Origin of the sequence: Streptomyces albidus (ex Kaewkla and Franco 2022) (assembly GCF_013870515.1) — a bacterium.
In the GTDB taxonomy this organism is placed as follows: Bacteria; Actinomycetota; Actinomycetes; order Streptomycetales; family Streptomycetaceae; genus Streptomyces; species Streptomyces albidus.
This window is the reverse complement of sequence record NZ_JACBXA010000214.1, coordinates 1-10,250: the sequence shown is the minus strand read 5'-3', so window position 1 is coordinate 10,250 and position 10,250 is coordinate 1. Positions and strand designations below refer to the sequence as shown.

Here is a 10,250-nt window from a genome sequence, read left to right as displayed (position 1 = left end):
ATGAGTGTTCTACGGCGCTGTACGGGCGCGGTGCTCGACATCGGCTGCGGGCCCGGCCGGCTGGTGGCCGCGCTGGCCGCCCTGGGCACGCCCGTGCTGGGCGTCGACACCTCACCGGCGGCCATCACCCGTACGCGACGGACCGGCGGCGCGGCACTGCAACGGTCCGTCTTCGACCCGCTTCCCGGTGAACGGCGCTGGCAGAGCGCCCTGTTGCTGGACGGCAACATCGGCATCGGCGGCGACCCCTCCGCACTCCTCGCCCGGGTACGCGAACTCCTCGCCCCGGACGGGCTGTTGTTCGTGGAGGCGGCGCCGGCAGAGGTGGAGGAGCGGATAGAGGTCCGCCTGGACGACGGAACCGGCGGGCACGGCCCCGCCTTCCCGTGGGCGCGGCTCGGCAGCGAGGCGCTGCGTGAGCTCTCGGTGAGCGCCGGATGGAGCGTCGCGGAGGAATGGCGGTCCTACGAACGGCCGTTCCTCGCCCTGCGGCCCGCCCACCCGGCCCGCAGCGCACGCACCAGCAGCACGCACACCGTTCCGAGGACGGTGGCCGCCAGACTCAGCGCCCAGTTCGACGGATAGTCCAGCGGCAGCAGCGACGGCTTGCCGGCAGAGCTGCCACGCAGCATCAGCGGCAGCGCCAGCAGCGTGAGCGCACCTGCGGTCAGCAGGGCGCCCCGCCACACCGTACGGGCAGGTGCCCGAAGCAGCGCCAGTCCGGCCAGCAGCACCACCGGGACGAGCAGGAAGTCGTGCAGCGCGACGCTCCCCGCGAGCCACAGCACCACCTGCGGCACCGTCCCGTCCCGGGTGTCGAACACCAGCAGCCAGGCGCCCACGGCGATCAGCGCCACTCCTGTCACGCCCAGCACCGCGCGTACGGTCCTCACCCCAGCACCTCGATCTGTCGTACCCACTTGGTCTGCAGCACTCCGGGACGGCCCGGCGCGATGATGCGCGCCGGGTAGCCGTGGTCGAGGTTCAGCACCTCGCCGTTGAGACCGAGGGCGAGCAGGGTGAGCGGATCCTGCGCGTACTGCGCCCCCATCTCCGTGACGGCGAACGCACCCTCGCGTTGAAGCGATTCGACGCGCAGGGACGCGCCTTGGGGAATCTCCGCTCTCTCCAGCAGGTCGCGCAGCCGCACGCCCGTCCAGCGGGCCGACTTGCTCCACCCCTCCACGCATGCGATGGGCAACTCCACTCGGTGCTGCGGAAGTTCACGCAGTTCGGCGAGGGAGAGCGTGTAGGGGCGCGGCCCTCGTACCGACAGCCGCCAGTCGCGTAGCTGCGAGCGGGAGATGCGTGCGGCGGCGGCCGTTCTGTTGACCGGCAGACCCTGGGAGCCGTGGTCCATGTGGCGCGGTGCGAGCAGTGTGAGCTGACGAAGGGGTGGGAAGCTCTGTCCGGCCGAGACCACGGTGAGCGCGCCCACCGCCGAACCGAGCCCCAGCAGCAGCGATCTGCGATCGGGGTCGCTCTCCTGCGGGAGTTGCAGCGTCTGCGGGGAGCGGCGGCGCCAATGGGCGCTTATGAGCGGCGCCTTGACCGCGATGTGCAGCAGCAGCGACCCGGCGAGCACCCAGGCGAGCGCCCAGTGCACCTGCCGGAAGGAGAACGGCCACACGTACCACTGCAAGGTGTTGAGCAGCCCCATGAACACCTCCAGCAGCGCGGCGGCCACCAGAACGGCCACCGATATTCGCTCCAGGGCATGCCGGACACCTCGCACCGGGGGCCACTCGAAGAGACGCGGGTAGACCGTCCACAATTTCGCGAGCAGCAAAGGGATCGCCGCGATGCCGGTCGCCACGTGGAGCCCCTGCGTCAGGCGGAAGACCCACACCGGCCGTGCAGGGGTTCGCGTGGCAAGCCATCCGGGCGGCTCCTGGAGCACGTGACTGAACAGCCCGGTGACGAAACAGACCAGCACCGCCACCCCCAGGAGCCTGCCGATGACTGTCGCGGTACGCGGGTCGTGCAGCCCGCCGCGGAACCGCACCGCACGCGGAGAGGACCGAGTCCGAGGAGCCCGAAGGGCCGGCTTTCGCATGTCCATCCCTCTCACCAGCCGGTGAACAGCACATGGTTGACGGTCAGGGCGAGCGCGGCCTGTGCTGAGAGCCACCAGCGCGCCGACCGTTCGGGAAGCAGCGCTGTCGCGGGCAGCAGCCACAGCGTGAAGGGCAGCCAGATGCGTTCCGTCTCGCCCTTGCTCATCCCGGACAGGTCGGCGGCAAGGACACAGCACAGCCCCGCGGCCACGAGCAGAGTGAGCGCACCACGTCGCACCGTGAGCTCTCCATCCCGCGCGCCGCCACGAAGGGCGCCCGCCCTGCGCAGCGCGGCGATGACGGCGGGGCCGACGACGGCGGCCTGCGCGGCCAGGTTGGCCCACACGAAGTAGGCGTACGGCCGGACTCTTGCCGCACCCTGGTAGTAGCGCTCGACGAGCGTGAAGTAGCCGTCGAACCACCAGAATCCGGCTGCGGTGAAGAGGGCGAACCACGGCGCCATGCCCAGCAGCACGAGGGGGACGGGTCGCAGAGTACGGGCGGCGATGAGGACCCCCGTTGCGACGATCCCGATCAGCACCAGCCCGTACGACAGATAGCACGTCAGCCCGAACAGCAGGCCGGAGCACACTGCTGCTGTGCGCGGCGCCCGAACGGTGCGCGTCGCGGACAGGGCGAGCAGCGCGAGCGCCCAGGCACTGACCGCGGCGAAGTAGCCGTCCGCGGAGACACCCATCCACACGGCGGCCGGAGCCAGCACGACGAACGGCGCAGCTCTGCGGGCCGCTTCTTCGGTGACCAGCGCGCGCACCGTCACCAGTACCGCCGCCGCGGCCGAGGAGCCCACCGTGATGACGAAGGCCGCTGCCCAGCCGCCTCCGCCCAGCCCCAAGCGGTCGAGCCCGACGAAGGTGAGCAGAGCGCCGGGCGGGTGACCGGCCACATGCGGAGGCCAGTTGTCCGGTGCGTCCATGAGGATGCGGCCGGTGAAGGCGCGCAGCGTGGCGCCGACGTCGTGGACCTCGCCGACCGACTGCAGATACTCGTACTTCGACGCCAGGCGCCTGGCGACGCCCCTGTGCCACCCGTCGACCAGCGCCAGCGACCAGCTCCACGCCATCGCTGCCGACCAGCAGGCCGGCATCAGGGTGCGCCACGGAAGCGCACGTGCCGCGGCAGGTCCGTAGGCGATCACGAGCACGGCGAGGGCGGGGGCGACGAAGGTGCCGGGACCCCAGTGCGGCAGCCAGTAGCCGGACAGAGGCGGCCACCGCAGTCGCAGCGTCTCCGAGCTGTTCTCGTAGGAGCGGCCCACCACCACTGCCGCGATGAACAGCGCGACCACTGCTGCGACGGCGGCGAGATCGAGGAGGGAGCGGCGGCGTCCAGGGTGGCCCGCATCGGCCACAGGGTTGGAGGGGCCCGGGTGGTCGGCCGGATCGCCGGCGTCGTCTCCGGGCGCGCGGGTGGAAGTGCTCACCTGCTCACGGTAGGGCGCTGACCAGCGCTCTCCCGGGTGTGCAGGGCAGACGTCACGGAGTCGTCAGATCTCGGTGCGGGCCGCAGGGGTGGGAGGGCGAGTGCGGTTCGAGTGGAACGCATCGCGATGCCTGCGCGTCAGGAGGGGTGTTCGCTTCCGTGCCCGGCCTCCGCCCGTACGGGCGGCAAGAACTCCCGCACCAGAGTGCGGTGCCACCAGTCGCCCGTCTCGCGCCGCTCCTGCCATGTCGTGAAGCGATACCTGTACAGCAGCGCGCGCACGTGCGTGGGCGGCGCGTCGGGGAACGGGTTGTGCCGCAGCAGCCGCAACGTGTCGCGGTCGCCCTCCAGCAGGCGTGCGATGAACCCTTCGAACCAGCCGCTCGCATAGCCGGGGGAGAGAGCGGCGAACCACATCTGCCAGTCCAGGCGGAGGTGGTACGGAGCGAACTGGCGGGGCATACGGCGCACATCCCCGGGCTTGCCCCGGAACTCGTACTCCCGCCAGACGGTCTCCCCGGTGAGCTGATCGTCGGCCGTGCCCTCGATGACGATCTCGTGCCGAAGGCGGGTGACGCTGCCGAACGCACCGTAGGTGTTGACCAGATGAAGGGAGTTGAAGGAGGCGTTCATCTGCTGGCCCCGGCTGATCATGTTGCGGGCCGGCCAGTAGCTGAGGACCAGCACCAGCGCGGTCACGGCGCAGACCAGTACCACGTACCACAAGGGAGCCGCTCCGAATGACGGCGCCTGGGCGACGGCTGAACTGTCCACGGCGGCAAGGGCGATGACGATCGTCAGCCAGTTGAGCCAGGAGAAGTTGCCCGACATCACCAGCCACAGCTGGGTGACGATGACGATCCCCGCGGCGATCGTGGCGACGGGTTGGGGCAGCAGCAGCCCGAAGGGGACCACGAGTTGAGCGACATGGTTGGCGGCCACCTCCACGCGGTGCAGCCGTTTGGGGAGCCGGTGGAAGAACCAGCTGAGCGGTCCGGGCATCGGCTGGGTCTCGTGGTGGTAGTCGAGGCAGGTCAGCTCCCGCCAGCAGCGGTCACCCCGCCACTTGATCAGCCCCGCTCCGAACTCCACCCGGAAGACCAGCCATCGCAGCAGCCACAGCACCAGCACCGGGGGAGCGGTCGTCTCGTTGCCTAGGAAGATCGCCAGAAAGCCGGTCTCCAGCAGCAGCGACTCCCAGCCGAAGCTGTACCAGACCTGCCCCACGTTGACGATCGAGAGATACGCCAGCCACAGCACCGCCCACATCAGCATCGCCGCCCACAGAGGTACGGCGTCCGCGGCCCCGGCGATCACCGCGGCCGCCAGCGCGGCGCCGGCCCAGCAGCAGACGGCGAAGAGCCGGTCGGAGAAGCGCCACTGGAACAGGCTCGGTGAGGCCCGGAACGGCACACGCCGGACGAACTGCGGGACAGGCGTCAGGCCCCGCTCACCGATCAGTGCTCGGAACTGCAGTGCCGCCGAGGTGAAGGCGATCAGGTACACACCGGCCAGCGCGCGCTGCAGCACGAGCCGGCTCAGCCAGTAGTCGGGTGCCGCGAACCAGTCCATGAAGCACGGATACCACTCTGGGGAGCAGTCATGAGTGAGGGGAGGAGTGAAGAAGTGTGCCCGGGGCACCGTGCGATGCTGTGGCTGCTGCCGGACGCCCGTACACCTGCTGAGCTGCACACCAGCCGGCCTGCACATCTATGGACGGGCAGGCCCGCCGCACCACCGGACGGCAGCACCCGCCCGACCCGCCCCACCGGTAGGGCCCGCACGAGGGGAGAGACATGCCGCTGACCGACATGCCGCTGGGGGAACTGCGCGCCTACCGGCCCGAGGTCGCCGAGCCCGAGGACTTCGACGACTTCTGGAGCAGCACTCTCGCCGCCGCTCGCGAAGCGGGCCGGAGCGCGCCCCCGGCGGACTTCAGGCGACTGACCGACTCGCCCCTGCGCACCGTCGACGTCCACGACGTCCGCTTCCCGGGATGGGACGGTCAGCCCGTAGCGGCCTGGCTGCTGCTGCCGCGCGGCGCGGACGGACCGCTGCCCGCCGTCGTCAACTACATCGGGTACAGCGGCGGACGAGGCCTGCACACCGAGAACCTGCTGTGGAGCGCTGCGGGCTACGCCCATCTCGTCGTCGACAGCCGGGGACAGGGGCACGACACCCCGGACCCCGACCCGGTGCCCGGGCCGCAGTACGTTGCCGGCTTCATGACCCGCGGTATCGACGGCCCCGAGCACCACTACTACCGGCGTCTGATCACCGACAGCGTCCGCGCTGTCGAGGTGGTGCGGGCGCACCCCGCCGTCGATCCCTCCCGCGTCACCGTCACGGGCCACAGCCAGGGCGGCGGCCTCGCGCTGGCAGTGGCGGGCCTCCTCGGAGCGGACGTGGCGGCCGCGCTGATGGACCTGCCCTTCCTGTCTCACATCAGGCGCGGCGCCGAACTGGCCTCGGCCGGCCCGTACCCGGAGATCGCGCACTACCTCGGCGTCCACATGCGCGTGAACCCGGACAAGGTCTTCGGCACCCTCAACTACTTCGACGGGCTGCACTTCGCCCGCCGGGCCACGGCGCCCGCCCTGTTCAGCGTCGCGCTCATGGACCCCGTGTGCCCGCCGTCCACCGGCTTCGCCGCGTACAACCACTATGCGAGTCCCGACAAGGACGTCGTCGTATGGCAGTTCGGCGACCACGGCGGTGGCCGCGGGTCGCAGACGCCGGAACAGCTGCGCTGGCTGGACGCGCACGGGCTCGGGCCCGGCGGCGAGAGGTGACACTCGTCCGGCGCTCAGCTGTCGGCGCGCTCCAGCTTGTCCGAGGCGCCCCCGACCGCAAGGCCAAGGATGAGAAGAGTGACCGCCGCGAAGACCTCGTAGCCGTCGAGGAATCCGACGCGGTGCACCAGACCCCACCCCTCGAACCAGCCGAAGAAGTGGTGCACGATCCCGCCGACGCCCTGAGCGATCAGGATGAAGCTGATGAACCCGAGGATTTTCTTCATGATCAGAGGCTATGAACGCCGGCGGGGACCGGCAGTCGGCCGAAGGTATCCGTCCCTGCGACTTCGGTATCGGCGGCCCGCCGCGGCGCGGACTGCCCGTCGCCGGACGGCAGTTCGGCCGGCGGACGCGGGAGACGGGTCCGGCCGGCGCGGCGGCCGGGTCAGGCTTCGTGCGGCTGCGGAGGCTCCGGTGCTGCCAGGTCACGCTTGATGATCTTCCCCATGTCGTTGCGGGGCATCGCGTCCAGACGGTGCACGGTCCTGGGCCGTTTGTACGGTGAGAGCTGCCCTGCCACGAAGTCGGCCAGCTGCTGGTCGGTCGGGGGATCGTTGGGGTCTGTGGGCACGATCCACGCGACGACATGTTCGCCCAGGTCCGGATCGGGTGCGCCGGTGACGGCCGCCTCGGCGACCGCGGGGTGCTCCAGCAGCACGTTCTCGATCTCGCCGGCGCCGATCTTGTAGCCGCCGCTCTTGATGAGGTCGGTGGCCTTGCGTCCGACCAGCCGCACGTAGCCGTCCGCGTCCCGCGTAGCCATGTCGCCCGTACGGAACCATCCCCCGTCGAAGGCCTCGACGGTGGCATCGGGGCGGTTCAGGTACTCGGTGAACAGGTTTGGCCCGCGCACCTGGACCTCGCCCACCACGTCGCTGGTGTCCGCGCCGTCCGCGCCGATGCGCTTGCCCGAGTCGTCGACGAGACGCAGGTCGACGTCGGGGAGCGGGATCCCGACCGTGCCGGGGCGCGGCTCGCCGTCGGCGCGCACGCTGGTGTTCATCAGCGTCTCCGACATCCCGTACCGCTCGATGACGTGGCGGCCGGTCGCGGCGGCGATGCGCTGATGGTCGGTCATCGGCAGCGGGGCCGACCCCGAGACGAGCAGCCTGGCACCGGACAGCGCCGGCACCAGCTCCGGCTCCGCGGCCAGCGCCTCCGCCAGCCGGTGGTACATCGTCGGCACCCCGAAGAGCATCGTCCCACCGCCCGACAGAGCGCTCGCGACGCCCTGCGTCGAGAACCGCTCCAGATGGTGAAGGGTGCCGCCGCGGCGCAGCGGGCCCAGGACACCGAGGATCAGACCGTGGACGTGGAACAGCGGCAGTCCGTGCACCAGCACGTCGTCCTCGGTCCACTGCCAGGCGTCCTCGAGGTTGTCCAAGGTGCTTGCGATGGCGCGACGGGAGAGGACGACGCCCTTCGGCGGCCCGGTGGTGCCGGAGGTGTAGACGATGAGAGCCGGGGCTTCAGGACCCGGCTCGGGGGCGAGCGCCCACGCGGAGACGTCGGCTTCCGCGGCCACGGCGATGTCCAGGCGAGTCAGCCCGCCGAGCATCTCGGGCAGCTCGGCGGACGGCTCGGCCATCACCAGCGCGGGTGCGCTGTCGGCGACGATGTGCGCCAGCTCCTGCTCACCGCTGCGCGGGTTGACCGGCACGACGGGGATACCGGCCTGCAGCGCGGCCACGACCGCGACGCTGGTCTCCAGGCTGGGTGTCGCCCAGATGAGGGCCCGGTTCGCGTCACCCATCCGGGTCGCCATCTCGCCTGCGGCTGCGGCAAGTTGCCGGTAGCTGAGCGCACGGTCACCGAAGCGCAGCGCCGTGCGGTCGGGCATGGTGTGCAGCGCGGGGAAGAGCACGGGCACCCGGTTCCCTCCTTCGTGATCCGGACTCGGGAACCGTCAGCATCTCATCCACCTGCGGTTTTGCCACCAGTTGTGCGCAGGGGAGGCGTCCGGCGGAGCCGTCAGCCTCCGGTGGCCCGGGGGAAGAGCGAGGTGAACGCGTCCATGGGGTCCGACAGGCCTCGTGAGAAGGGCGAGTCGAACCGCCACACCAGGAAGAGCAGGAACGCGATGAGAGCCGTGAACAGGCCCGCCAGAAGCAGCTCCCTGGCCGAACGCTGGATCTGCAGGGTGAAGAGCATCCCCACCGCCACCACCGCCCCCGCGAACAGGCCGACCCAGACCACCCCGGGCAGCGTGGGTTCGGTGCTTCCCGCCCGGTCGGTACGTGCGGCGTCCACGGCGGCGACACGGTCGGCCATCGCCGCGTAGGCCTGCTCCTCTCGCGTGCTGTCCGGCTGGAAGTCCAGTACGTCCTCGCGCAGCTTCGTGAGCAACTCACCGCCGCGAGCTGTGAGTTCGCCGCGCGCCTTCATGTGCGGCCATTCCGTCTCGACGGTGTGGTGCACGTAGGCGTCGACGTCCGACCTGATGCGGTCGCGATCGGCGGGCGGAAGGACCTGTGCCCGCTCGTACACCTCGTGCAGCGCCTGGGCTTCGCTGCCGACGACCTCGTCGGCGACGTTGCGGGCCTCCCAGACACCGGCGATGGCCAGCCCGAGGACGATCGCGTACACCACGCCGATCATCATCGTCATGTACTCGATCACGTCCGGAGTCTCGGACGGATCGCCGGTGGTGGAGCGCCGTTGCCGCAGGACGACGACGCTCACCACGACGGCACAGGCCGCGATGATGCCGAGGATGAGGAACAGCCAGTCGGGCATGGGGTTCTCCCGTGTGGTGTCGGAGTGCGCTACGTGAGCTGAGGCGTTCGGACAGGGCGGATCAGCGGTCCGGCCGGAGCCCCCGGATCAGCCTGAGAAGGGTCACGAGCCGGAGCCGGTGCTGTTGCCGGCGGAGGAACTCGAGCGGCCGCTGCGGGATCGGAGCGCGGCAGCCGCCAGCACAGCCGGAGCCACGATCAGCAGCGTGCGGGTGACCAGCGGCAGCCTGCCGTCGGAGTGCCGTTGGATCGGTGTGAGCCGCGCGGGCACCGCCAGGTGGGACTTCGACGGGGACGGCGACGGCTGAGGCTTCGCCTCCGGCTTGGGGTCGCGAGCCGGGGGAGGGCTGGGCTGCGGCTTCGGTGGCGCGGCCGGGTGGTGGACCACGGGAGTGGGCGCAGCCGGTGCGGCGCTCGGGGGCGTCGGCTCGGACGTCGGCGTCGGTGGTGGCGTGGTGGGCGGTGGCGGCGGGGGAGTAGGCGGTACGGGCTTCGGCGGGGGAGTGGGCCGCGGAGCTTCCGGGGCGCACGGGTGGTGGCCGATCACCAGCCATACCCGCACACCGCCGGCGACGATGACGAGCCTGAGCCAGCGACAGACCCCGTGACGAGACGTCAACTCGACGCGGACGTCGTTCGCTTGAACGGAGAGATGCGAACCGCCGGGTGAGACGTGTCCGTGCACGTCCACGCCGGAGGGACGCGGGTCGGGCGTCTCGTGCGGAGCGGGAGCGCTGCGGTGGGGACCGGGCGAGGGTATGCCGGTGGCGCTCGCTTCGGGCGTCGGCCGGGACCAGGCCGCGGCCGGTGCGACGCAGCTCAGAGCAAGTGCCGTACCGGACAGGGCCGTTGCAGCCGCGCCGTGCCATCTGTGCCATTGGTGCCGTCGTGTCACACGGTCGAGCATGTGTGTACGCGCAGTCACTTGGTGCCGGCATCCGCCCGCTTTAGCCCGAAGTGCTGAATTCCACGGCGTGGTTGATTAGCTGCCGCCTCGGTGTGCGTTGCGCTCAGCGGGCGACGGCGTACGCCAGCGGGTCGTTGAGCACCGTTCGTACGACGGAATGCGCCGCACCGAGGGACGGGCCCTCGCTTCCGATCGCGGAGACGGCCAGTTCTGGCACCGCGCCCGGAGCCGCGGTGCGCCGTCGCAACTCCGCCTCGAGCGTGGGCAGCAGCCACGGCGCGAACGCGGCGAGTGCGCCGCCGAGCAGCACCGCACG

The 10,250-nt window shown here is 70.9% G+C and carries 9 protein-coding genes and 1 pseudogene; 2 read left to right on the top strand and 8 right to left on the bottom strand.

Annotated features, from left to right (window positions below):
• The coding region (locus H5J26_RS24025) for a methyltransferase domain-containing protein (protein WP_181768038.1) at window positions 1-585 on the top strand (585 nt) is incomplete at its 5' end.
• Between the two features lie 304 nt (window positions 586-889).
• Here the strand turns inward: H5J26_RS24025 and H5J26_RS24020 are convergent.
• The 3 genes from H5J26_RS24020 to H5J26_RS24010 all read right to left on the bottom strand — a co-directional run bounded on the left by H5J26_RS24020 (window position 890) and on the right by H5J26_RS24010 (window position 5,069).
• Window positions 890-2,056, bottom strand: a complete 1,167-nt coding sequence (locus tag H5J26_RS24020; protein ID WP_235981022.1) for a molybdopterin-dependent oxidoreductase — start codon at window positions 2,054-2,056, stop codon at window positions 890-892.
• An 11-nt stretch (window positions 2,057-2,067) separates the two neighbouring features.
• Window positions 2,068-3,498 carry a hypothetical protein gene (locus tag H5J26_RS24015; protein WP_210771699.1) on the bottom strand — a complete coding sequence of 477 codons (1,431 nt, stop codon included), beginning with the start codon at window positions 3,496-3,498 and terminating at the stop codon, window positions 2,068-2,070.
• A 137-nt stretch (window positions 3,499-3,635) separates the two neighbouring features.
• On the bottom strand, window positions 3,636-5,069 hold the full coding sequence (locus H5J26_RS24010; RefSeq protein ID WP_181768036.1) for a lipase maturation factor family protein: 1,434 nt from the start codon (window positions 5,067-5,069) through the stop codon (window positions 3,636-3,638).
• A 224-nt stretch (window positions 5,070-5,293) separates the two neighbouring features.
• Here H5J26_RS24010 and H5J26_RS24005 point away from each other — a divergent pair, with 224 nt between their 5' ends.
• Window positions 5,294-6,289, top strand: a complete 996-nt coding sequence (locus H5J26_RS24005) for an acetylxylan esterase (RefSeq protein ID WP_181768035.1) — start codon at window positions 5,294-5,296, stop codon at window positions 6,287-6,289.
• Window positions 6,290-6,303: 14 nt separating this feature from the next.
• On the opposite strand, the gene H5J26_RS24000 is transcribed toward H5J26_RS24005, so the two are convergent.
• The 5 genes and pseudogenes from H5J26_RS24000 to H5J26_RS23980 all read right to left on the bottom strand — a co-directional run.
• Window positions 6,304-6,516 (bottom strand): hypothetical protein, encoded by a 213-nt coding sequence (locus H5J26_RS24000; protein WP_181768034.1) that lies wholly within the window; start codon window positions 6,514-6,516, stop codon window positions 6,304-6,306.
• 161 nt (window positions 6,517-6,677) lie between these two features.
• A complete protein-coding gene (locus H5J26_RS23995; RefSeq protein WP_309238049.1) occupies window positions 6,678-8,162 on the bottom strand; it encodes an acyl-CoA synthetase in 1,485 nt (494 codons plus the stop codon).
• Window positions 8,163-8,263: 101 nt separating this feature from the next.
• A complete protein-coding gene (locus H5J26_RS23990; RefSeq protein ID WP_181768033.1) occupies window positions 8,264-9,028 on the bottom strand; it encodes a DUF4239 domain-containing protein in 765 nt (254 codons plus the stop codon).
• 102 nt (window positions 9,029-9,130) lie between these two features.
• Entirely contained in the window at window positions 9,131-9,415 is a 285-nt protein-coding gene (locus H5J26_RS23985) for a hypothetical protein (protein WP_181768032.1), read from the bottom strand.
• Window positions 9,416-10,037: 622 nt separating this feature from the next.
• Window positions 10,038-10,250: pseudogene (locus H5J26_RS23980) on the bottom strand (ROK family protein); the annotation flags it as partial.